The 23,341-nt window shown below is 56.8% G+C and carries 24 protein-coding genes and 1 tRNA gene; all 25 read right to left on the minus strand.

Annotated features, from left to right (window positions below):
* Position 1: 1 nt before the first annotated feature.
* Complete coding sequence (locus A2273_01460; GenBank protein ID OGF06899.1) at positions 2-208, minus strand: hypothetical protein; 207 nt, start codon at positions 206-208, stop codon at positions 2-4.
* A 110-nt stretch (positions 209-318) separates the two neighbouring features.
* Complete coding sequence (locus A2273_01465) at positions 319-1,824, minus strand: hypothetical protein (GenBank protein OGF06900.1); 1,506 nt, start codon at positions 1,822-1,824, stop codon at positions 319-321.
* Between the two features lie 90 nt (positions 1,825-1,914).
* Positions 1,915-2,706, minus strand: a complete 792-nt coding sequence (locus A2273_01470) for a hypothetical protein (GenBank protein OGF06901.1) — start codon at positions 2,704-2,706, stop codon at positions 1,915-1,917.
* A gap of 60 nt (positions 2,707-2,766) precedes the next feature.
* The gene (locus tag A2273_01475; GenBank protein OGF06902.1) at positions 2,767-3,270 is read right to left on the minus strand and encodes a hypothetical protein; all 504 of its coding nucleotides are present in this window, start codon (positions 3,268-3,270) and stop codon (positions 2,767-2,769) included.
* Between the two features lie 2 nt (positions 3,271-3,272).
* Positions 3,273-5,072: a hypothetical protein gene (locus A2273_01480; GenBank protein ID OGF06903.1), complete on the minus strand. Its 1,800-nt coding sequence runs from the start codon at positions 5,070-5,072 to the stop codon at positions 3,273-3,275.
* A 154-nt stretch (positions 5,073-5,226) separates the two neighbouring features.
* Positions 5,227-5,829 carry a hypothetical protein gene (locus A2273_01485; GenBank protein OGF06904.1) on the minus strand — a complete coding sequence of 201 codons (603 nt, stop codon included), beginning with the start codon at positions 5,827-5,829 and terminating at the stop codon, positions 5,227-5,229.
* 3 nt (positions 5,830-5,832) lie between these two features.
* Entirely contained in the window at positions 5,833-7,137 is a 1,305-nt protein-coding gene (locus A2273_01490) for a V-type ATP synthase subunit B (protein ID OGF06905.1), read from the minus strand.
* Positions 7,134-8,903, minus strand: a complete 1,770-nt coding sequence (locus A2273_01495; protein OGF06906.1) for a V-type ATP synthase subunit A — start codon at positions 8,901-8,903, stop codon at positions 7,134-7,136. Before A2273_01495 ends, A2273_01490 begins: the two co-directional genes overlap by 4 nt.
* The gene (locus A2273_01500) at positions 8,900-9,628 is read right to left on the minus strand and encodes a hypothetical protein (GenBank protein ID OGF06907.1); all 729 of its coding nucleotides are present in this window, start codon (positions 9,626-9,628) and stop codon (positions 8,900-8,902) included. The genes A2273_01495 and A2273_01500 overlap by 4 nt, the downstream gene beginning before the upstream one ends.
* Positions 9,629-9,633: 5 nt before the next feature.
* Positions 9,634-10,254, minus strand: coding sequence for a hypothetical protein (locus A2273_01505; GenBank protein OGF06908.1), 621 nt, complete (start codon positions 10,252-10,254; stop codon positions 9,634-9,636).
* A 79-nt stretch (positions 10,255-10,333) separates the two neighbouring features.
* Positions 10,334-10,696 (minus strand): hypothetical protein, encoded by a 363-nt coding sequence (locus A2273_01510; protein OGF06909.1) that lies wholly within the window; start codon positions 10,694-10,696, stop codon positions 10,334-10,336.
* Positions 10,697-10,751: 55 nt separating this feature from the next.
* Positions 10,752-11,906, minus strand: a complete 1,155-nt coding sequence (locus tag A2273_01515; GenBank protein ID OGF06910.1) for an LL-diaminopimelate aminotransferase — start codon at positions 11,904-11,906, stop codon at positions 10,752-10,754.
* Positions 11,906-12,652 (minus strand): hypothetical protein, encoded by a 747-nt coding sequence (locus A2273_01520; GenBank protein OGF06911.1) that lies wholly within the window; start codon positions 12,650-12,652, stop codon positions 11,906-11,908. Before A2273_01520 ends, A2273_01515 begins: the two co-directional genes overlap by 1 nt.
* A 101-nt stretch (positions 12,653-12,753) precedes the next feature.
* Positions 12,754-13,521, minus strand: coding sequence for a 4-hydroxy-tetrahydrodipicolinate reductase (locus tag A2273_01525; protein ID OGF06912.1), 768 nt, complete (start codon positions 13,519-13,521; stop codon positions 12,754-12,756).
* Between the two features lie 48 nt (positions 13,522-13,569).
* Positions 13,570-14,319 (minus strand): hypothetical protein, encoded by a 750-nt coding sequence (locus A2273_01530; GenBank protein ID OGF06913.1) that lies wholly within the window; start codon positions 14,317-14,319, stop codon positions 13,570-13,572.
* Between the two features lie 2 nt (positions 14,320-14,321).
* Positions 14,322-14,978 carry a hypothetical protein gene (locus A2273_01535; GenBank protein ID OGF06914.1) on the minus strand — a complete coding sequence of 219 codons (657 nt, stop codon included), beginning with the start codon at positions 14,976-14,978 and terminating at the stop codon, positions 14,322-14,324.
* Between the two features lie 33 nt (positions 14,979-15,011).
* Positions 15,012-15,893 carry a hypothetical protein gene (locus A2273_01540; GenBank protein ID OGF06915.1) on the minus strand — a complete coding sequence of 294 codons (882 nt, stop codon included), beginning with the start codon at positions 15,891-15,893 and terminating at the stop codon, positions 15,012-15,014.
* Positions 15,894-16,113: 220 nt separating this feature from the next.
* Positions 16,114-17,586, minus strand: a complete 1,473-nt coding sequence (locus A2273_01545; protein OGF06916.1) for an IMP dehydrogenase — start codon at positions 17,584-17,586, stop codon at positions 16,114-16,116.
* A gap of 232 nt (positions 17,587-17,818) precedes the next feature.
* Positions 17,819-18,622: a diaminopimelate epimerase gene (locus A2273_01550; protein ID OGF06917.1), complete on the minus strand. Its 804-nt coding sequence runs from the start codon at positions 18,620-18,622 to the stop codon at positions 17,819-17,821.
* A gap of 76 nt (positions 18,623-18,698) precedes the next feature.
* On the minus strand, positions 18,699-18,917 hold the full coding sequence (locus A2273_01555) for a hypothetical protein (protein ID OGF06918.1): 219 nt from the start codon (positions 18,915-18,917) through the stop codon (positions 18,699-18,701).
* A gap of 67 nt (positions 18,918-18,984) precedes the next feature.
* Entirely contained in the window at positions 18,985-19,944 is a 960-nt protein-coding gene (locus A2273_01560) for an ornithine carbamoyltransferase (GenBank protein OGF06919.1), read from the minus strand.
* Between the two features lie 298 nt (positions 19,945-20,242).
* Positions 20,243-20,319, minus strand: a tRNA-Arg gene (locus tag A2273_01565).
* Between the two features lie 197 nt (positions 20,320-20,516).
* Positions 20,517-21,710 carry a methionine gamma-lyase gene (locus A2273_01570; protein OGF06920.1) on the minus strand — a complete coding sequence of 398 codons (1,194 nt, stop codon included), beginning with the start codon at positions 21,708-21,710 and terminating at the stop codon, positions 20,517-20,519.
* Between the two features lie 165 nt (positions 21,711-21,875).
* Positions 21,876-23,000, minus strand: a complete 1,125-nt coding sequence (locus A2273_01575) for a glutaconyl-CoA decarboxylase subunit beta (GenBank protein ID OGF06921.1) — start codon at positions 22,998-23,000, stop codon at positions 21,876-21,878.
* Positions 22,997-23,332: a hypothetical protein gene (locus A2273_01580; protein OGF06922.1), complete on the minus strand. Its 336-nt coding sequence runs from the start codon at positions 23,330-23,332 to the stop codon at positions 22,997-22,999. Before A2273_01580 ends, A2273_01575 begins: the two co-directional genes overlap by 4 nt.
* Positions 23,333-23,341: the final 9 nt, after the last annotated feature.

A 23,341-nucleotide genomic window follows, 5' to 3' on the forward strand; every position in this document is an offset into this window, starting at 1 on the left:
TCTATTTCAAAATAAACGTCATCACCAGTGCGAACACTGCATATGTCTCCGACATGGCTCCGGCCACCACCATCATCATCATCGCCATCGCCATCGTCGTCGTCGTCAACGTCATCGTCGTCGCCACCACCATCATCATGATGATGGTCACCTCTATTTCTATTTTTAACATAGACACCATGTCTATCTCAATGTCTATGTTTATCATTAAAACCTATCGCGACACGATGTCGCGATTAATGTCTCGATGTAAATTGCCCCTATTCCCTCGTCATTTCAATATCATCTTCAACATGGACATTATGTCTATGTTAATGTCTATGTTACAGTGTACTTCAGTTTTGGCGACTTGGGTTTCTCTCCATTCGTTTTCACAAGTTTAAGCTTGAGCATTTTGCTTAGATGTCTGCTTGTCTGTCTTGAGGTGATTTTCATGTGTGTGGCATATTCTTTTGCTGACACTACTTCCTTACCTTTTATCCATTCATAGCCTTCAAATTCTTCACCGGTAAGTTTGCCCATTGCTTTACTGCCTGCCTTTTTCACTGCCTCAACCGTTCTTGGGAAAGTCACAACCACATTCAAACCATCATACTCAATTATCGGCAATGGCAGATTATACTTAGCCCTGATGGATTTAAAAGTGTCCATCCCCAAACCAACTTCTTCCATGTAGTCCATTTCATTGAATACAAAGGTAAGTTTCTTGTTGCGGCTGTATGAGGTGGCAGTAAAATTCTTCATTGCCTCAATGGTAATTGGCGGAAAAGGTTCGCCTGGGCTCTTAACAACAATCCTATCCTCGTACACTTCAAGTTGAACTTTCGCACCATCCCTGGAATAGTCACGATGTGTAATGGCGTTTATAACTGCTTCCCTGATTACTGGAATAGGAAAGGATGGAACATGCACGGCCTTGAATGTTGTACGATCAATACTTGCAGGCAAAACTTTTCTCAACCAGGCTTCCACCTGATCGGGTAAAAGCACTAACGCGTCATCAAAAGTCTTTGTATCTGTTTTCCCATCAGCATAATTCACTTTGGCCTTAATGCCCGCCTGTGGAAATTTATTCCGCGGCGATTTGCCAAAGAGCAAAATGGCGTTGCCGGTTGGTAAATAAGTTTTTTTCTTTGAGTCATATTCCAGCAAGTCCATTTCCTTCAATTCTTGAATAAATGCGGCTGACCTCGGTTTGTATTTTCTTTTTGATTCGTTCAGGAAATTTTGTAGTGCCTCATCCGACAAGCTGTCCATGTTTGTTGAAGCAGCCCGCTCATCCAAGTGGGCAGCAGGCTTATTCTTAGCCTGCTTCTCTTCCTCGTTCTTCATGTATGCCCATTTCATAAATTTCTTATTCACATCCTCTATCTCCTTATGAAACTGAGGAGAGAATTGGTGGACCTTTACCCCGTTTTCTACTAAGTAATCAATTCCCCCGTGGTCGACTTTTGGATTCTTGTCCTCAATGCCAAACCACAAGTCGGAAATCCGGGCATTTACGATACGTTCTGCGCAACTTACTTTCGGAGCGTTGCGGGCACCGGGGGCGCATGGCTCAAGCGTAGCAAATAACCAACAACCGGATACCTCACGGTGACGATTCTTTTTGTCAAGCACCGTATATTCCGCATGGTCCCCTTCTCGATATTCGCCTCGATATGCAGTCTCAACCGATCCGTCTGGAAAAACAAGCACCGCACCCACATACGGGCTCGGATCATTCTTCTTGCGTTCAGGTATGGATTTTTTCATTACCTCCACTGCAAGCTTCATGTATTCCTTTGGGTCCTTTCGGCCGCTAACTGCTTTTGACTTTGCCATATTTGTCAATCTCGTCGTTTATGAGCTTTATTGTAGCCAGAATATCGGACATTCAAATTAATCCTTCATTTGAATGAATATTAAAATACGTTATGTGCCGTTTTTATTATCAATTAACTCTTTTGCTAATTTTCTATAAACCTCATTCTCTGCGTTTTTAGAAATACCAGTGTATATCTTGATTAACTTTTTATCAGGCTCGTCAAATACTGAAATATATTGGGAGAAATCTTTCTTTTGATCAACTTTTCTTTGCTTATACATTTCAAGAAAACCATAGGGATTATTTTGAATTGCTTTAACAATAAAATCCGGCATTGCTTCCCCTAATTCAGCATTTGTCATTATATTACTGTTCAATTTGATCAATGCTGAAATAAAACAGGTATCCTTTTTACTTTCATTTGACATTATTTGAAACGTCTTCCAAACCAAACCGTAATTTTCATCATCATTTGTAAGCAGCTGTGAAAAAAGTGCTTCACCGGTAAAATAATCATAGTCGGAATAAAGTTTTACCAATATATCAGCTTGTGATTTACTTAATGACTTTTTCGTTGTTATCTCAAGCAGTAATTGTTTTAACTTATTATTAACCTCAGTATATCTATCAATGGATTCTTGGGAAGTTAATATTTCCAGACGTTTAATTTGTTCATCAAGTTCTTTGCTGTCTTTTGCCGGGAACCAGTCATAATAAAATTGACAAATTGAGGCACTGTCATTTGGAAATACTTTTACGGCTTTCTCTATGATATTCTTGAATCTCAAAGAAGCGTTGTTTGATGAATTTATATTTTTCCCCGCCTCATTACTGCTCGTTTTATTACTGCAGGAATACATCAAAGCTGTAATCAACATTAAATATACTATTCTTTTCATTTCACATTCCCCTTTTATAAGGCGTGCAATTCATCAATTTCCAATAAAAATACGAAACATCTACTTTAGTATAAACGTCATTACCAAAGCGAACACTGCGTAGGTCTCCGGCATGGCCCCGGCCACCAGCGCGTTCCCCAGCGTATTCTTCCCCTCCTGTATGCTCTTTATCCCCGCGGCGCAGACGATCCCCTGGTACCAGGCGCTGATCATCAATATCACGCTGGCGATGGCCGCCTTGCCGGCCACGGTGTAGGGGTCGGTGGCGAAGCCGCCCAAGTTGGTGAAGAATATCACCATCCCGTAGATCCCCTGGGTGGAGGGCATCAGGGCCACCGCGATGTTCTTGTAAAAATTCTCCTCGCCCCCGGCCAGCAGGGCCTGGAAGGATATCACCAGGCCGATGGCCGAGCCGCTCAGGGCCAGCGACAGACTTAAACCCAGGGCCATCTTGGCCAACAGGGGCGCCCAGACGAAGGCGGCCGGAGCCTCCTGACCTAGGGCCGGTGCGGCGGCCATCAGCGACAGCAGGAACAGGGCCGGGATGGTAAGTTTCTTTTTCATGTCTATCCTCTTTCGGTTTTGAAGGGTTTGTATTCTATGCCCCCGCCCTGGAAGAAATTCTTAAAAGCCTCCACAAAATGGAGCCGGGCGGAATGGACCGTGCTTCCCAGTATGGACAGGGCCAGGTTGAAGCTGTGGCCGGCGATCAGGATCAGCACCGCCAGCGGGATGCCCAAAGCCGGACCGGCCGAGCCGTAGACCATCCCGGCCAGCTGGTTCATCACCGAGGCGATGGCCGAGGTGGCGATGCCCAGCCCGAACAGCCGGGCGTACGACAGCAGGTCGCCGATCAGCCCGGTCAGCCCGTAGATGCTCCATAGCCCCAGCCCGATGCGGGCCAGCCAGTTCCTGTGGTCGGAGGAAAATAACAGCGTCAGCAACAGGCCCAGGATGATCAGCCCCGAACCGGCGTAATAGAGTATCGGGCTGTATGCCGCATTAGTGAACCATATGTTGCGGCTGACCAAGCTTACCCCGCCCCACAGCACCAGCAGAGTGGCCAATTTTTGCAGGACGCCCTGAAAGTTCTGGGCCTGGAGCATCCCCAGCAGATACGAAAAGGAAAGATGCAATACCCCCAGCCCCAGGGCCAGGTAGAAGAACAGCATGGGGTCCCCGGCGCCCACCGAGACGTCCAACAGTATCCACTGGCGGCTGGCGAATTCGTAGCCGAACACCGAACCGGTGATCAAGCCCACCACGATGGTGGAGACGGCGAAGGCCTGGCACAATCTCAGAGGCAGGATCAATGCGGGGTTCTTGGGCCCCAGTTTCTTTTCCATAATATGGGCCGCCAGCAGAAAGACCAGCCCGTAACCGGCGTCGCTCAAACAGATGCCGAAGAACAGTATCATGAACGGCGCGAAGAAATACGAGGGATCGATGTCCCGGTACCGGGGCAGGCCGTAGAGTTTGAGCAGGGGCTCGATCCGTTTAATGAACCAGTTGTTCTTCAACAGCAGGGGCGGCTGTTCGTCGGGCGAGGGTTTCCTCATCTCGATCTTCAGGGGGAGGCCGCTGTCGCTGACTGTTTTCTGTAAAAGGGATTCATTTTCGGCCGGCAGCCAGCCCTCCAGCCCGAAAAGATATTCCTGGGAATGCAGGGCCGCGATACCGTGCTCTAAGGTCGCCCGGTTGAGCGCCTCTCTATACTGCTTTTTGACCGCCTCCCTTCTGCCGGCCAGCCCGGCCAGGGTTTTTCTGACCATCTCCTGCTGCTGCGTCAAGCTTTGCTGTTCCCGGCGGGCCTGCTCCAGGCCCATCTCGGGCCAGCCCAGCAAGGCGGCGTGAAAGACTTCTAGCTCGGGACGATGGGAGATGACGAAGAACAGCGGATATTTCTTCTGCGACACCACCTGGAGATAAGCGTCCTGGGGGATCTTTACCGCCTCCAGGTCCTTCTGGGCCGCCCGGTAGCGGTTGACATACAGCCCGTGCCGGCGGAGCTCTTCGGCATGGGCCGGGTCGAAGTCGCCCCAGGGCTCCAAGTCGGTGATCAAACCATCCAGATGGGCCAGCCGGGCGGTGGCCTCGCTGAGCCGGTGCAGCAGGGACTCGACCCGGAAGACAAGCTGATCGTCGGGTATCTGATCATCGGATATGCCGTCCCCGTCGGCGTATCTGTCCAGCGCCTTCAGGACCGCATCTATCTTTTTCAGCTCCGGCAGGTCGGCGATCCTGGAAATTTTTTCCTTCGGCAGGTCGATATGCACCACCCCGGCGCTTTGCAACAGGGCCATGGCCCTCTCCCTGGCCTGGGAAGGGCCCACCATGTAGATCCGTGTCATGGGGGCGATGGACAATTTTTGATTCTCCGAATATTATGATTTTCAGAATTTATGCGGTGGTTTCGATACGCCCCGCCGTTGACCGAGTGGCTGTTCAGTCAGGTTTGGCTTTATCGCCGGCTTGCTGAACAGATGTATCGAGGCAGGCGGGGCACTCAACTACCGGCATTTAAAACGACACGGCGCTCAAGCGCTTGGCCGCCTTGGCCACCCCCACCGCCACCGCCCGCTGGTCCTGCAGATAGACGTTGATGTGCCGGATGGCATCCCGGCAGTCCGGCATCAGCCGCTGTTCGTAGAGGTTGATCCGCTGGCTGGTCTTGCGCAGCCCCTCGGACAGCAGGGCCTCCTGGTCCCGCAGGAATCTCAATTCGGTCTTTAAGTAGATGATACTACGGGCGGTGTCCCGGACGGTCTCGAAGGAATAGGGCGTGTCGAAGAATCCGTAGGCCGGCTGGCGGAAGACAATGCCGTCCAACTGCGGCACTTTCAGGCCGGCGAAATTCTTGACCGAGCTTTTCAGCTGCTCGATCTCCAGGAACGGCCCTAAAAGTCCCTCCATCTCCCGGAACAGCGACGAGAAGGCCCCGGCCTTTTCCAGCGAAGCCTCCAGCTGAAGCGACTTCTCCCGGATGGCTCTTCTGACCTGTGCCTGCTGCAGCAGAAAGAGCTGCTTCCGGGCCTCCAGGGCCGGCAGGAACCGCTGGTACATTCCCAGCTTCTGCTTCTGCTCCCTTAAGGAGACCTTATTTAGTTTGATGTTCTCCGGCATAGATCAATTTTTCTTGGGCCAGTATTTGTCTATCATCTCCTGCTTGATCCCCACCTCGTCCGGGGTGAAGCACTCGGCCAGGGTCTGCCAGCCCAGGTCCAGGGCCTGTTCCAGCCCGATATCCACCTTCAGGTCCAGGAACCGCCGGTAGAACTTTTGGGAGTAGTCCAGATAGCGATCGTCCTCCGGGGTCTTATCGAAGCCCATGGCCAGCTTCTGCTCCACCTCCCGGCTCTTGGCGTAGAGCCGGATCATGCTGTTCATGATGTGGCCGTGGTCCTCCCGGGTCACCTTGCCGATCACCAGCTGCTTGAGGCGGGACAGCGAGCCGAAGGGCTCCACCACTCCCTTGCGCAGGTAGAACTGCCCCTCGGTGATGTAGCCGGTGTTGTCCGGCACCGGATGGGTGACGTCGTCGCCCGGCATGGTGGTCACCGCCAGGATGGTGATGGAGCCGGCCCCCTCGAAATCCACCGCCTTCTCGTAGCGGGCCGCCAGGTCGCTATACAGCGAGCCGGGATAGCCCAGGTTGGAGGGCACCTGGTCCATGGAGATGGCGATCTCCTTGAGGGCGTCGGCGAAGGCGGTCATGTCGCTCAGCAGCACCAGCACCCTTTTCCCCTGCACCCCGAACTGCTCGGCCGCCGCCAGGGCCAGGTCCGGCACCAGCAGACGCTCCACCACCGGATCGGAGGCGGTGTGGATGAACATGATGGTCCGGGACAGCACCCCGGCCTGCTCGAAGGAATTCTTGAATTTCAGATACTCGTCGTATTTCAGGCCGATGCCTCCCAGGATCACCACGTCGGCGTTGGCCCGCATCCCTATCCGGGCCAGCAGTTCGTTGTAGGGCTCGCCGGCCGCAGCGAAGATGGGCAGCTTCTGGCTCTCCACCAGCGGATTGAAGACGTCCACCATCGGCACCCGGGTCTCGATGAATCCCCGGGGGATCACCCGCCTGATGGGGTTGACCGACGGTCCGCCGATCTCGATCTTGGGCAGTGCTTTCAACTCCGGCCCGCCGTCCATCGGCTGGCCCGATCCGTTGAAGATCCTTCCCAGCAGGGCCTCCCCGAAGGCCACCTGCATGGGGTGTTTGAGGAACCGCACCTGGTCGCCGGTGGAGATGCCCCGGGTCCCGGCGAACACCTGCAGGAAGACCTGGTCGCCCTGCAGGCGGATCACCTGGGCCAGCGAAGAGCGGCCCTGTCCCTTGACTGTGGCCAGTTCGCCGTTGCGGATGCCGGCGGCCTGGACGGTGATGATGTCCCCCTGGATCCGGGAGATCAAATTATATTCCTGGATCATCTGGCCTCCTCCTTGCCCAGCATGGCGCCTATCTCCCGGCGGTATCCCGTATATTTTTCGCCCTGGTAGGGGCTGTACTTCATCTGGAAGAACAGGTTCTGCAGGCGGGTCATCTGGTCCCGGGCCTGCTGCTTGTTCTCAAAATCGAATTGGTGGCGGACCATCTCGGTCAATAAAATAAAATCCTCTATCTGCCGGTCGCGCGAGGTGGCCCTGTCCACCGGGTCGAAGGAATCCTGCTGCAGGCAGGTGGCGTCCACGATCTCCGATTTCTGGTAGCTCACCAGGTCGGGCAGGGAGATGCCCTCCTCCCCCACCACCAGCATCATCTGCCGGACGGCGTTGCCGTCGGCCATCAGCTTATGGGTCTCCCCCACCATCTCCACCCATTCCGGATGGCGCCGGTTCAGGAAATCCTCCATCTGTTTGAGGTACAGACTCCAGGATATCAGCGGATCGATGGCCGGATACCTCCGCTGGTCGGAGCGGCTGCGCGACAGCCCGTGGAAGGCCCCCACCACTTTCAGGGTGTTCTGGGTCACCGGTTCCTCGAAGTTGCCCCCGGCCGGGGAGACGCTGCCGATCATGGTCAGCGAGCCGGTGCTCTCATTATGCAGTTTGACCACCCCGGCCCGTTCGTAGACCGCGGCGATCCGGCTCTCCAGATAGGCCGGGAAGGCCTCCTCGCCTGGGATCTCCTCCAAGCGGGCTGAGGATTCTCTGAGGGCCTGGGCCCAGCGCGAGGTGCTGTCGGCCAGCAGCAAAACCTTCAGGCCCAGCTGTCGGTAGTACTCGCCCAGGGTCAGCCCGGTGTAGATGGATGCCTCCCGGGCCGCCACCGGCATGGAGGAGGTGTTGCAGATGATCACCGTCCGGTCCATCAGGGAGCGCCCGGTCTTGGGATCCTCCAGCTGGGGGAACTCCCGGATGGTCTCCACCACCTCGCCAGCCCGCTCCCCGCAGGCCACGATGATGACGATGTCGGCCTCGGCATAGCGGGAGATGATCTGCTGCAGCACGGTCTTGCCGGCCCCGAAGGGGCCGGGGATGCAGGCGGTGCCGCCCTCGGCCAGGGGGAAGAAGATGTCTATCAGCCGACACTGGGTCAGCAGCTGCTTGTCCGGCAGCAGCCGCTCCCGGTAGGCCCGCATCGGCTGTTTTACCGGCCACTCCTGTTTCATGGTAACATTGATCTCTCGACCATCCTGGTTTTTTATTTTGGCGATGGTGTGGGATATCTTGTATTTGCCGGCCGGGGATATTTCGGTGATCTCCCAATTGCCGGAAAGCGCCAGGGGGACCATTATGGGATGGCCGAACAGCCCCTCGGTGACCTCCCCCAGGTATTCCCCCGCCTTGACCCGGTCCCCCTTTTTGGCCAGGGGAACGAAGTCCCACAGCTTCTCCTCGTCCAAAGGCGGAAGGTATTGTCCCCGCTTCAGGAAGAAGCCCTGGTTGTTCTCCAGCAGGGCCAGCGGGTTCTGCAGGCCGTCGTAGATGTTGCCCAGCATGCCCGGCCCCAGCACGGCCGACAGCACCTGTCCGGAGAAATCGACCCGGTCGCCGATCATCAGTCCGGCGGTGCTCTCGAATACCTGCATGTCCACCTGGCGGCCCCGGATCCTGATGACCTCCGACTTTAGCGATTGCCCCTGGCAGTGGACGTAGGCCACCTCGTTCTGCATCACCTCCCGGCCGGGATCGATCTCGGCCACCACCAGCGGCCCGTTGACCGATACCACTCTTCCTATGGTCTTATCCGTCACTTAACTTCTCCGGCAAATGTTATTTTATCCAGGTCGAATGGCTTTCCCTGATCCTGCCACCGGGAAAATATATAGGCCTGCGATAGATGTCCCAGCAGGGCGTCCAGCGAAAAGCCGTCATGGTCCAGGCAGCCCGAGATGAACTTCAGCCGCTCCCGGTCCAGGTACCTCTCCGCCTCCAGCGGGCCGGGGCATTCCCCGAGGCCGGAGAGCAATTTATCGAAACTGTAGCCCGCCTGGTTCGGGGCCACCAGATATCCGGCCGGATCCAGGCCCGCCGCAGAGGCCCGCCATGACGACAGCGCATTGCGCAACTGGATCTCCCAGGGCAGGTATTTTTTCAAAAAGGCATTGCCGGACCTCTCAGCTGTCCCCAGGGCCCGGGCGTGATACATCTCCCACAGACGATCGTAGACATAGGGCCGGGCCGGGGCGTCAGCCTGCCCTTTCAGAAAATCCAGGATCACCTCCGGCAGGCCCTCCTGGGTGTCGATACCCTCCAAAGTCAGTCTTCCCCCCGGCAGGAATTTTTCCCGGCCCGATTCCCGGCTGATGAAATTGGCCACGTCGGCGCAAAGCAGATGGACCTCCAGCGTTTCCCGGTCGGCCGGAGCTATGTTCTGCCGGGCCTGGGCCGCCAGCCAGGTTACCTCCGCCCCCAGGGGCTGGCCCAGGGCCGCCGGCAGGGGCGGCAGCAGGGACATCAGGTAATAATAATTGCCCACGGAATTTATTTCTCCCTGGGAGCAAAGAAATGCTTGCGGAAGCGGGGGGAGCAGAAATCGGCCAGGGCCTCGGCCAGTCCGTCGCTGAAGTTGAAATGGGTGCCGCTCCCCTGAAGTCCCAGCTTGAAGCCGAAGCTGATCTGGTCGGTGAAGCGGACGTCCACCTGGCCCAGCATCTTGTGGCTGCATTTGTCCAGAAACCAGGCCTCCAGTTCTTTTTTCTGCTTCTCCGGCAGCAGCAGTTCTATCCTGGTTTCCTTCCCGGCGCCCTTGGAAAAGGCGGCCAGCACCTGCTCCATCATCTGGGTCATGAATCCCGGGGCGGCTGCCAGCCGGCGGATCTCCTCATCCAGCACCGGCCGGACCACCGAGCCCTCCAGATCCTCCTGCACCTTCAAAAGGAAGTTCCGGGCGGCGGTGTCCAGGTCCGCCTCTATCTGCTTTTTTATCAGGCCGGCCGAGGCTTTGGCTTGGGACACCGTCTCATCGGCCTGCCTGCGGGCCCCGGCTTTGATGGCCTCGGCCTCAAGTCTGGCCTCGGCCAGTATCTTCTCGGCCTGGCCCTTGGCCGGCTCGATGATCCCGTCCTTGAGCTCCTTGGTGATATCGCCCAGGGTTCTGGTCATTTATATCTCCTTTTTCTTGGAAGCATGACTGGTCAATTTAATATTTCAAAATGCAGATATTAAATTGTAAATTTCAAATTTATTGTTTGCCGCGCTTGGCAGTTACCACTGACTTCGCAATTATTTTAACCAACTCGGTTGCTTCTTTGAATAAGTCGTCTGTTTGAACGTCGGGTACTAATTGAGCCTTGCGAATAAGCCTTAGCCAATACAACGATTCTTTTAATTCTTTCAGAACGATCTGCATCTTATGGATGAAATCATTCTTGCTTTCTGCCCCGCAGCATTCCTCATAATTTGCCCCGGCCGAGGTCGTAGCTCTCATCAGCTGTTTCGAAATGTGAAATCCGGCTGCGGTCTTTGCCAAGGTTCCCATTAATTTGATTATGGCGGCGGCAAAATTCAACAGGCGTTCTGATATTTCATTCTTCTGCAGGCTCATTTTTCAATTTGAATTTTTAATTTTACATTTTGCATTTTGCATTTTGCATTTTTAATCAAAGTATCTTCCCGATCCTCTCCACCGCTTCCTTCATCCGCTGGCTGGGTATGGTCAGGGCCATCCGCACGTATCCCTCGCCGTTGGCCCCGAAACCGACCCCCGGAACCGCCATCACCCCGGCCTTCTCCAGCAACAGATCGGCGAAGTCTATCGACCCCGTTTTGCCCGGCGTCTTCAGCCACAGGTAGAAGGTGGCCTTTGGCAGATCGAATTCCAGCCCCATTTTCTTGAGCCCGGCGGCCAGGATGTCCCGGCGCTCCTGGTAGATCCGGCAGTTGTCCCTGACGCATTCCTGCGATCCCTCTAGGGCGGCGATCCCGGCGTACTGCACCGCCTGGAACACCCCGGAATCGGTGTTGGTCTTTATCTTGAGAAGGGCTGATAGGATATCGCTGTTTCCCACCGCCATCCCTATCCGCCATCCGGTCATGTTGTAGGTCTTGGAGAGCGAGTGGAATTCGATGGCGCATTCCTTGGCCCCCTCCACCTGCATTATGCTGGGCGGCTGGTATCCGTCGAAGGCGATCTCGGAATATATCCCGTCGTTGAGGATGATGATCTGGTTCTTGACCGCCCATTCGACCAGCTCCCGATAGAAATCCAGGTCCGCCACCGCCGAGGTGGGATTGCTGGGGTAGCACAGGAATATGGCCTTGATGTTTTTGGTGGGAAGATCGGCGATGAGCGGCAGGTATTGGTTCTCCGGCCGGACCGGGTATTTGACTATCTCCGCCCCGGCGAACATGGTCTGGGCGGCATAGACCGGATAGCCCGGATCGGGGCACAGCACCCTGTCGCCCGGCCCGAACAGGGCCCAGCAGATGTGGGCCAGGCCGTCCTTGGCGCCCATCAGGGCCACCACCTCATTTTGGGGATCGAGCGCGGCCCAGAATCTTTTATGATACCAGGCTGCCACCGCCCGGCGGAAGGACAGCATCCCGTCGTAGGTGGGATAGCAATGGTTCTCGATGTTGCCGGCCTGGGCGCACAGGGCGTCCACGATATGCTTGGGCGTGGGCAGGTCGGGATCGCCCACCCCCAGGTCGATGATGTCGGCCCCCTTATCCTGCAGCTCCTTCTTCTTGGCGTTGAGCTGGGCGAACAGATAGGGCGGCAGCCTTTGCAGCCGGTCGGCGGATACTATCCTCATTATTTTCCCCTCAGCTCCTTGATCTTATTTTTGGCGAAATCATTCTGGACCATGCCGCCCTGTCCGCTCTCCAGATATCTCTCCAAAGACTTTATGGCCTCGGAGGTCTCCTTCGAAGTGCGATCTTTCTTGGCGGCCAGCCTGGAGCCCAGCAGGTAGTGGGCCTCCATCTTCTGGTCTTCGCACAGTACGGCCCGTCGCAGGTAGCGGATGGATTCGTCCAGGTATTTGGGGTCGGTCATGGCGTAGGCCAGGTTGTAGCTGATCTCGCTGCTGCAGGAATCCAGCAGGTAGGCCTTTTTATAATAGACGATGGCCGAATCGTTGGCCGGCATATTGAGAAAACAGTAGGCCATATTGCTATAAAGGGAGGGCTGGTTGGGATTCCCGGCCAGGCCTTTTTGGAGCGTTTCGACGGCCTGGTCGAATTTTTCCATCCTGGCATAGGCCTGGCTGAGGGCGATTATGGCATCGGTGTAATTGGGATTATACTTGACCGCCTGGGTAAAATTCTCTATGGCCGTCTCCCGGTTCTGGGGAGTGGAATAGCAGATCCCCAGGTTGAAATAGGCTGGGGCGAAATCCGGCCTGAGCTTGACGGCCTTCTGGAACTCGCCGATGGCCATCAGGGTGTCGCCCCTCTGGAAGGCTTGCACCCCCTGGTCGAAATGCTCCTCGGGGGTCCCGCTGACGCAGCCGATGGTGAAGGCCGACAAAGCCAGTGCGATCAAAATATTTATTTTCATATATCCGCTTTCTTGTTTTCTTTTGTCCCCCTTCCCGAAACGGGAAGGGGCAGTTTGCCCGCCTATATGTACTGCCTGCTAATGGCGGGGGGTTGAGTTGGTTAGGCCAGCACGTCCTTCATATCGTACATCCTGGGCTTGGCCTGGGCCAGGAATTTGGCGGCCGCCAGCGCCCCCTCGGCAAACACCCGCCGGCTGTGGGCCCGGTGGGTGAACTCCAGCCGCTCGCCCGGCCCGGCAAAGATCACCGTGTGCTCGCCCACAATGTCCCCGGCCCGGATGGACACCACTCCGATCTCGCCCTCGGCCCGGGGTTGGCTGGAGTTTTCCCGCTGATAGACCGGCCGGCCGCCCCGCACCGCGGTTATCTCGGACAGCAGCTTCTTGGCGGTGCCGCTGGGGGCGTCCTTTTTGTTCTTATGGTGGGTTTCGATGATCTCCACATCGAAGTTGCCGGGGATGGTCTTGGCCGCCCGGGAGATGATGTCGTAAAGCAGGTTGACCCCGATGGACAGGTTGGAGGAGACCAGCAGGGGGACCTTTTGGGAGAGCTCCTGCAGTTCCTTCATCTGCCCGTCATTGATCCCGGTGGCGCCGATGACCATGGGCTTTTTATGCTGGGCCGCGATCCGGGCGTTGTTCAGCGAGGCCTCGGGCGAGGTGAAGTCTATCACCACATCGCCTTGGTCTATTATTTTGCCGAGATCCGCCGACAGCTCCGGCAGAGTGTCCCCGAATTTCTGGCCGATCATCGAATGTCCCTGGCTTTCGATTAGGCCAGCGATGGTAAAATCAGAATTCTCCCGGCAGGCTTCGATCAGGGCCTGGCCCATCCGGCCGCCCGCCCCGCAGATGATTAAGTTGATCATGGTATTATTCCATCCTATTCATTCCAAAAAGAAAAACAGGGCAACCTTTTAATTATGCCCCAAGGTATGCAACCATGTTATGAAATCATTATCTCCCGCTCTAAGAATCAAGGTGTCCAGTGGCGCTTTTTGTGCAAAATGCCTGAATATATAACCGTATTTCCGGTAATCCCCCCGTTCCGGGTCCCCTATGGTTCTCCATATTTCCCCGGGGCTCATCCGGTAGTCCTTCAATTTCAACTGGTCGGCCGCATATATGGCAAACCCCTCGAAAAACCAGACCGGGCCCATGGCCTCCTCATTGCCGTTCAATATCCTGATATGGAGCCGGTGGGCCATTTCATGAGCCAGCAGTTTGGCGTAATAATCATCCTCTTTGCCCTCGGGAAAATTCTCTATGAATATCTCCGGGGTCACCGCCATTAAGATCCTGTTCTCCAAAGCTGCCGAATAGGTTTTGGGCAGTTTGGCGCCGATATCCAAACCGGCGCTTTTCAATATTGCTTCATCGAACATTCCTTTGTCGGCAAAGACCACAAAGCTATCGGCAAAACTTTCTGTTGCCAAAGGTGCCCAGCCATTTTTCCCCGCAAAGTCACCGATCATTTTCCGGGCCGCCGTCAAAGCCTGCTCGAATTCGATTCTCCTTTTATCCAAAGAGGCTGGAAGGATTACCGAAATGCTCTTCATTTTGTTGCCATCACTGTCTTTGGTCTTGTTGAGAATTGGCGGTTCGCTTGAGGCCCGGCAGCCTGCCAGCAGAACCAGGCAAACCAGGGATTTTATCATTTGCGACATATTCAGTGCCGGGCTATGTAATCGTCCAGCTCCCCGTGCCAGGCGCCGGGCTCATAGGTCTTAGGCACCGTCTCCTCGCTGAACAGCAGGTCTATCAGGTAACGCGGCCGTTTGCCGCCTATATGCATCGATTTTATGCAGGATATGCAATAGACCGCCACCTCCTGGGCCGGCATCTCCCAGGCCCGCTTGGTCATCTGCGCCTTGACCTGTTCCACCGGGATGACCCCGTAAAAGCTGTCCCCGCAGCAGGTGCTTTTGGTCCGGGTGTGGGCCGGCTCCGCCACTTCGATGTTCATCTTTTTCAGCAGGGTCCGGACGGCCTGGTGCACCCGCTCCTGGTCCCGGGTGGGGCAGGCGTCGAGGATGGACATCCGGCGGCCCGCATGGTCCGGGAATTCGAAGAAATCGCTCTGGGCCAGGATCTCCCACAGGGAGATGGTGGAGGTATTCTGGTAATCGTTCCGGAACCGCTTGTCGCAGCCGGGACAGATGTTGATCACCTCGGTCGCTTCGGTAAACTGCGGATCATGGTGACAGCAGATATCCAGCCGGTTCATCGGGCCCAAGTTTTCATTCAGCAGGGAATGCAGTTTGCCGGCCAGTTCCGGCTTGTACAGCATCAGGCCGCAGCCCGGGGCGAAGATCCTTTTCTTCATATCTCTTCTTTAAAAGCGCTGGATATTTTCCCCTTAAATGGGCCGGGCGATCAGGATCCCCTCCAGGCGGTTGTAGTAATCGTAGCTTCCGGTCCACAGGCCGTACCACTGGCCCCCCAGCTTCCAGTGGTATTTATAGGGCCGGTTCCGGCCGTTGGTGGAAAGGCCGTATCGCATCCAGCCCACCCCTATCCCGCTGCCGTCCAGGCTGGCGGTGCCGGCGCTGTCCCGGGTATCGCCGTAATGGCCGCTGCTGGCGCAGTCCAGTATCCTGATGGTGGCTTCGCTGCCGATGATGATGGGCTGGCTCCAGGCGATCATGACATGGCCGGTGCTGGCGTCCTTGTTCTCCCGGTCCTGGTACTGCTTCCGCCAGTCCTGGTCGTATTTCACCACGATGATGTCGCCCTTCCTGATGGAATCCGCCGCCAGGAACACCTTCCAGTATTTGTTCTGGCCCACCGGGTTGGCTTCCCCGCCGGCGTCGTTGCCCAGGATGTCACGGAAATAATCGTAGAACCCCCAGGCCCGGGGCCGGGGATCGAAGGTGTGGAAGGCATTGGCGAACAGCGCCAGGTCCTGGTAATGGTCGTACAGCGCCTGCCGGATGACAAAATCTCCCACCAGGCCGGAGCAATCGTAGATGTAGGTGCCGGAGGCCTCGTCCATCACCCGGCCGGAGTAGTGTTCGTATTTGGTGGTGTCCAGATTGTCCAGGATGGCCTGGGCCCTGGCCTTGAAGATCCCGCCGGGCGCGGCGGCGCCGCTGGTGTCCTCGATCTGGACCGGCGGGGTGAAAACGGTGAGATCGAATTCCACCGGAAGGATCTCGTAGTCCGAATGGTAGGTCTCGGTGAAGGAGGGATCCTCGGCGCTGGTGGGGGTTTCCTTGCTGCAGCCGAAGACCAGCAGCACTAAGCTTGTTAATGAAAGAACAGCTCTCTTCATTATATTTCCTTTGATTAATTTCCCGATATGCGATAGTTCTCAAGACATAGAGATATTTCTTAAAAGCCAGTTTAAACGTTCAAACAATTCAAACACCGCCTGCCACTTATCATTGCAACTCATACTGTAAACCATCGCCCGACCTTTATCATTCCCCCTCAAACAAACATCCCGGCAAGCATGGGGCCTATCCCCGCTCCACCTCGTAGTTCGGAGCCTCCTTGGTGATCACCACGTCATGCACATGGCTTTCCTTCAAGCCGGCGTTGGTTATCCTCACAAAGGTGGCCTTCTGCTGGAGGGCCTTAAGATTGGCCGCCCCGCAGTATCCCATCCCGCTCTTCAAACCCCCGATCAACTGATAAACAGTATCGGCCAGCGGGCCCTTGTAGGGTATCCGGCCCTCTATGCCCTCGGGCACGAACTTTTTCTCCTCGGTGTTCTTCTCCTGGAAATACCGGTCGGCGCTGCCCTTGCGCATGGCGCCCAATGATCCCATCCCGCGGTAGACCTTGTAGCTGCGGCCCTGCAGCAGGATGGTCTCGCCCGGGCTCTCCTCGGTGCCGGCGAAGATGTTCCCGATCATGATGCAGTCGGCCCCGGCCGCCAGCGCCTTGACGATGTCGCCGGAGTATTTTATCCCGCCGTCGGCGATGATCGGTATCTTGTATTTAAGGGCCACCGCCCTGGCCTCCATCACTGCGGTCAGTTGCGGCACCCCCACCCCGGCTATCACCCGGGTGGTGCAGATGGAGCCCGGCCCGATCCCTATCTTGACGGCGTCCACCCCGGCCCGGATCAGCTCCCGGGTGGCCTCGGCGGTGGCCACATTGCCGGCCACCAGGTCCACCTTGGGGAACTTGGCCTTGACCTTCTTGACCGCGGCTATGACCCCGATGGAATGGCCGTGGGCGGTGTCTATCACCAGGGCGTCCACCCCGGCAGCCACCAGGGCCCCGGCCCGCTCCAGAAAATCGCCGGACACCCCGATGGCGGCGGCCACCCGCAGGCGGCCTTGGCTGTCCTTGCAGGCGTTGGGGTGCTTCTCCTTTTTCATCACATCCTTGACGGTGAACAGCCCTTTCAGCATCCCCTTTTTATCCACGATGGGCAGTTTTTCTATCCGGTGCTGGTGAAGGATCCGGCTGGCCTCGTCCAGGGTGGTGCCCACCGGAGCGGTGATCAGGTTCTCTTTGGTCATCACATCGCCGATCTTTTTGGTGTGGTCCTTTTCGAACACCAGGTCCCGGTTGGTGATGATGCCCACCAGATGGCCTCCCGGGTCGGTGATGGGGATGCCTGAGATGGAGAATTTTCTCATCATGGCCAGGGCGTCTATCAGCAGGTGCTCCGGCGAAAGGGAGATGGGGTTGGACACCATCCCGCTCTCGGAACGCTTGACCCGGTCCACCTCGGAAGCCTGATCCTCGATGGCCAGATTCTTGTGGATCACCCCCAGGCCGCCCTCCCGGGCCAGGGCCACGGCCAGCCGGTGCTCGGTGACGGTGTCCATGGCCGCCGACACCAGCGGGATGTTCAGCTTTATGTGCCGGGAGAACCTGGTGCCGATCTCCACCTCGTTGGGCAGCACTTCGGATCTCTGGGGGACCAGCAGCACGTCGTCAAAGGTCAGCCCCTCGCCCTTAAGCCATTTGGTCATATATCCTCCATCATAAAATTTTCAAAAAAGGCTTTGCCACCAAGACACTAAGACACAAAGTAATTTTGATTGTTTGAAAAGCGGTCAACCCCCGACCTCAATCCAGCAGGTCCTTACGAGCCGGCTTGATATTGAACTGACTTCACTCATGTCACCCTGAGCCAAACACCATGCCCAACAAGCTGAATGGGTGACCCTGTCATCCAACGCCCAGCGACGTTTGCCAGCCGTCTCAGGATGACAGGATTTCCCCCTGGAAGACCAGCTTCACAGAACCCTCCAGGAAGACCTGGCTGACCGCCTCGCCGTCCAGCTGGAAATGGATGGTGAGCGTCTCCCCGCCCCGGGTCAGGCACTCCACCGGGGACTCGGCCATCCCCAGTCGGGCCGCCACCACCGCCGCCGCGGTGGCTCCGGTGCCGCAGGCCAGGGTCTCGTCCTCCACCCCCCGCTCGTAGGTCCGGATCTTAAGGTGGTGTCGGTCGGCGATCTCGATGAAATTGGCGTTGGTCCCGGCCGGCTGGAATCTGTCGTGGTGCCGGATCTTGCGGCCGGTCTCCACCACCGGAAAGTCATCCAGCTCGGCCACCGGGATCACCACGTGCGGCACCCCGGTATCGGCAAAGGAGGCCGAAAATCCCCGCTGGTCCAGCTCCAGCAGGAACCGCAGGTCGAAGTCGCGGGGCTCCCGCATCTGCAGTTTCACCCGGTCATCAACCACCTCGGCCCTATGCAGGCCGTCCCCGGCCTGGAATGACATCGCCTGGCCGGCCGCCCCGATGGAATGGGCGAACCAGGCGATGCAGCGCCCGCCGTTGCCGCAGAAGGCCGCCTCGCCGCCGTCGGCGTTGAGATAGCGCATCCGGAAATCGGCCTGGGCCGATCTTTCGATGACCAGCACCCCGTCGGCCCCCACCCCGTTGCGGCGGTGGCATAATCTTTGGACCAGCGGGGAGAGATCGGAGGGCAATTGCCCGTCGCGGTTATCCAGCAGGACGAAATCGTTGCCGCTGCCGGACATCTTGTAGAAATTCATATCACCTGTATGCAATGATAAAAGAAGTATACAGCACCCGGTATACAGTATACTGGATACTTAATACCCAGACGGGCTACTTTACTTTGAGCACATCCACCAGCTGGTCGAACTTGGCCAGCAGTTCGCTCATCTGCTCCTGCTTTTTGGCTCGGTCATTAAGCTCCGCCTGGTAGTACTCGGTGGCCTGCTTGAAAAAGCGCAGGCTGAAGTAGAACCACACGACCCCCAACCCCAGCACCAGCAGCATGAAAAGGCCGTAGAATATAATTCCTATTCCCCCTAAAACGCCCATGATGGTCTCCTTTATGGGTAGTTGTTATTAGTGCCACCGCGAGCACTCGGGGTGGCACTAATTATTTTTATTTCTTCTTTTTGGCCTTGGGCCTCCGGGCATTGTTCTTGACCAGGGTCACCATTATCGCCTTCTGGATATGCAGCCGGTTCTCGGCCTGGTCCAGCACCTGGGAGTGCGGGCCGTCCAGCACCTCGCTGGTGACCTCCTCCTCCCGGTGGGCCGGCAGGCAGTGCAGGAAGATGGAATCCTTTTTGGCTACGTCGATGATATTCCGGTTGATCTGGTAGGGGGCGAACACCCGGGCTTTGAGCTCCTTCTCCGACTCCTGGCCCATCGAGGCCCAGACGTCGGTGTAGATGACGTCGGCGTTGCGGGCGGCCTCTCGCGGATCACGCACGATCTGCAGGGTGGTCTTGGTCTTGGCGGCCAACCCCTGGGCCTTCTCCCAGATGCCCCGGTCCGGCTCGTAGCCCTGCGGGCAGCCCACCGTCATGTTGACGCCCAAAGTGGCGGCGGCCAGCAGCAGCGAATTGCAGACGTTGTTGCCGTCGCCGATGTAGGCCAGCTTAAGGCCCTTGAATTTCTTCTTGTGCTCCAGGATGGTCAGGAAATCGGCGAATATCTGGCAGGGATGCTCCAGGTCCGACAGGGCGTTGATCACCGGTATGTCGGTGTTCTCGGCTATCTCCACGATGCTCTTGTGGGCGAAGGTGCGGGCCATTATCAGGTCCACCCAGCGGTTGATGTTGCGGGCGATGTCCGGGGTCGACTCCCGCTTGCCCAGGGACATTTCCAAAAATATTCCATGCCCGCCCAGCTGGGTCATGCCGGTCTCAAAGGTGACCCGAGTGCGCAGGGACGGTTTTTCGAAGATCATGGCCATGGTCTTGTCGGCCAAAAGTTTGGGTGATTTCCCGGCCTTGGTCGGCTTCTTGATTTTTATCGCCAGCGCAAAAAGATCATCCATCTCCTTTTTATTCAAGTCCGCTACCGAGAGAAGGTCCTTCTTCATTTGTTCCTCCATTTAATGGTTTGTGAGCAAAGGTACTAGCCTTAAGTTATGAATTTCATTTCAAAAATAGCCCGCAAGTTTTTAATCGCTTGCGAGCCAATATCTTCAACAATCTATATATCCATATGATACAATGTGTTATAAAATATGTTGATGCTGTTATTTACGGGCTAATTTTACCTTATTATAAGATTTTAGTCAAGAGAAAACGAAATGCCTGATATTGTGTCTTCTGGTGCGCCTGGCCCGATTCTCCACCGGAGGCGGACGGTTCACACCTAAAACTATTATAGGAAAAACCCAAACCTAATGGTGCGCCTGGCCCGATTCGAACGGGCGGCCTGCGGATTCGAAGTCCGATGCTCTATCCAGCTGAGCTACAGGCGCATATTATGACTACCTTGATGCCTGGCTTCCTTGCCTCTTGTCCTGAGCTGCCAGGCTGAGTTTATCGAAGTCCGGTCGAAGGAAGCTACCGGCGCAGATTGGCAAATGGTCATCGAGTTGGCCGGGGTCTCGATACATCCTGCCTTCGGCGAGATACTCGACCACCGGCCAGTATCGAGATGACCATTTGCTATTCTTCAGATATTAGCCAGCGCCTGTTCCAGGTCGGCCATAATGTCCTCCGGGTCCTCGATGCCCACCGCTATCCTGACGAAACCGGCCGTCATGCCCACCGAGGCCAGATCCTCCTCGGAATAGGCCAGATGGGTGGTGGAGGCCGGGTGGGTGACCAGGGTGTCCACGCTGCCCAGGCTGACCGCCAGCTTGCACAGCCTGAGGTTGTTCTGGAATTTGCGGCCGGCCTCGCGCCCGCCCTTCAGGTCGATGGCCAGCACCCCGCCGTAGCCGCCGCTCATCTGTTTTTTGGCGATCTTATGGGCCGGACAGGATTCCAGGCCCGGATAGCAGGTGCGCAATACCTGGGGGTGTTTCTCCAAAAATCGGGCGATGATCATGGCATTCTGGGAATGGCGCTCCACCCGCAGGGGCAGGGTCTGCAGGCCGCGGGACATCAGCCAGGCGGTGAGGGGCGCGATGGATCCTCCCAGGTTCTTGAAGGCCATGGGCCGGATCTGGTCGATCTCGGCCTTGGGCCCAACCACCACCCCGCCCATGGTGTCGCCGTGTCCGCAGATGTACTTGGTGGCCGAGTGCAGGACGATATCCACCCCCATCTCGATCGGCCTCTGCAGGCAGGGCGTGGCGAAGGTGTTGTCTATGACCACTTTCAGATTGTGCTTTTGGGCGGCCTTGACGGTCTCGGCGATGTCCACCACATCCAACGTCGGGTTGGCCGGGGTCTCTATGTAGACCAGCTTGGTTTTATCGTTGGCCTTGGCCGCCAGCAGGTTGTGAATGTCATTGGCCGGCAGGTAGATGATCTCGATGTTCATCTTGGGCAGCAGGTCCTTGAACAGCCCGAAGGTCCCCCCGTAGATGGGGGCCGAGGAGATGATGTTGTCGCCGGGGCGGCAGTAGGTCAGTATCACCGCGGCGATGGCCGCCAGACCCGAGGCGAAGGATATGCCCTCATCGGTCCCTTCCAGCAGGGCCATCCGTTTTTCAAAATCCTGGCTGGTGGGATTGCCCAGCCGGGTGTAGACGAAGCCCGGCTCCTGCCCGGACATCACCGCCGCGCCCTGCTCGGCCGAATTAAAAACGAATTCTGATGACTGGTAGATGGGCATGGATACCGGACGGATCTTGGTAAGGTCCGGCATGCCGGCCCCGTGCACCGCCAGGGTGTTGAATTTGACTTTTCCGTGAGACATTTTTTTGGCCCTTCTATAAATTTATTTTTTAAAGATTGCATCTATAAGGAAACCATGAATGCAGGAATTATTTCAGGTTGGACCAAACATTTACCAAATAAATCTGCGTGAATCAGCGTTCTATAAAGGTTTCTGTTTCAATCATATCAGCTGAAGACTATAATTTTACTTCAAAAGGGAGATCAGCACCCCGGCCGCCATGGCGGTGCCCAGCACCCCGGCCACATTGGGACCCATGGCGTGCATCAGCAGAAAGTTATTCTTGTTGGCCCTCTGCCCCTCCACCTGGGAGACCCGGGCCGCCATGGGAACCGCCGAGACCCCGGCCGAGCCGATCAGCGGATTGACCTTTCCCCCGCTCACGATGTAGAATAATTTTCCCAGCAGCATGCCCCCAAATGTGCTGAACCCAAAGGCCACCAGCCCCAGGGACACTATCTTCAGGGTGGACAGGCTCAGGAAATTGCCGGCCTCCATGGTGGCGCCCACCGAAGCAGCCAGCAAAATGGTGACGATGTTGCACATCTCGTTCTGCAGGGTCTGGGAAAGCCTTTCGGTGACCCCGCTCTCCCGGATGATGTTCCCCAGCATCATGGTCCCGATCAGGGCGATGGCCTGGGGCAGCAGCAGGGCGGTGATGATGGAGATGGCAATGGGAAATATTATCCGCTCCCGATGGCTGACCGGCCGCAGCTGTTTCATCACGGTGGCCCGCTCCTTCTTGGTGGTCATCAGCCGCATGATGGGCGGCTGGATCAGCGGCACCAGCGACATGTAGGTGTAGGCCGCCACCGCGATCGGCCCCAGCAGGTGCGGGGCCAGCTTGCTGGCGGTGAAGATGGCGGTCGGCCCGTCGGCCCCGCCGATGATGCCGATGGCCCCGGCCTCGGCCAGGTTGAAGCCCAGGGCGGTGGCTATCAGCAGGGCGGCGAAGACCCCGAACTGGGCTGCCGCCCCCATCAGAAAGGTGGTGGGATTGGCCAGCAGCGGGCCGAAATCGGTCAGGGCCCCGATCACCATGAACATCATGGTGGGCAGAACCTCGGTGGAGACGCCCACGTTGTAGATCAATGTCAGCAGCCCATCAGGCCCCACCACGTTCGACAGCGGCAGGTTGGCCAGAAAGGCCCCGAACCCGATGGGCAGAAGAAGCAGCGGCTCAAATCCCTTGAAAACCGCCAGGTAGACCAGGGTCAGGGAGACCGCCATCATGATCACGTTGCCCAGGGAAAGATTGGCCATCCCGGACATTTGGATCAGCAGTGAGAGGTGGTGAATTATGGTGTTCATCTTCTGCCCCCCCTGCTGGCCGCTTCCTGAAGGGAGACCAGCCGCCAGGAGCTGCCCTGTCCCGCCGCGGGTTTGACCTGTCCGCCGGCCAGATCAAGTTCCGCCGATAAGGCCCCCATCACCACCGCGGCGATCTCGGAGTCATCGGTTTCGGCCGGTACGGCCGATTGGACCGGCATCGGCTGGACCTCCGGGGTACCGTTCTTATCCCCGGCCAGCCGGCCCACCAGGGATATCACTCCGGCCATGATGGCCAGGGCGATAAAGACTATGGTCTGGGCGATCAGGCAGACGATCAGGGCCCCGCCCATCCCCACAAAATCGTTAGACATCTTTTCCTT

This window comes from Candidatus Edwardsbacteria bacterium RifOxyA12_full_54_48 (assembly GCA_001777915.1).
In the GTDB taxonomy this organism is placed as follows: domain Bacteria; phylum Edwardsbacteria; class AC1; order AC1; family EtOH8; genus UBA2226.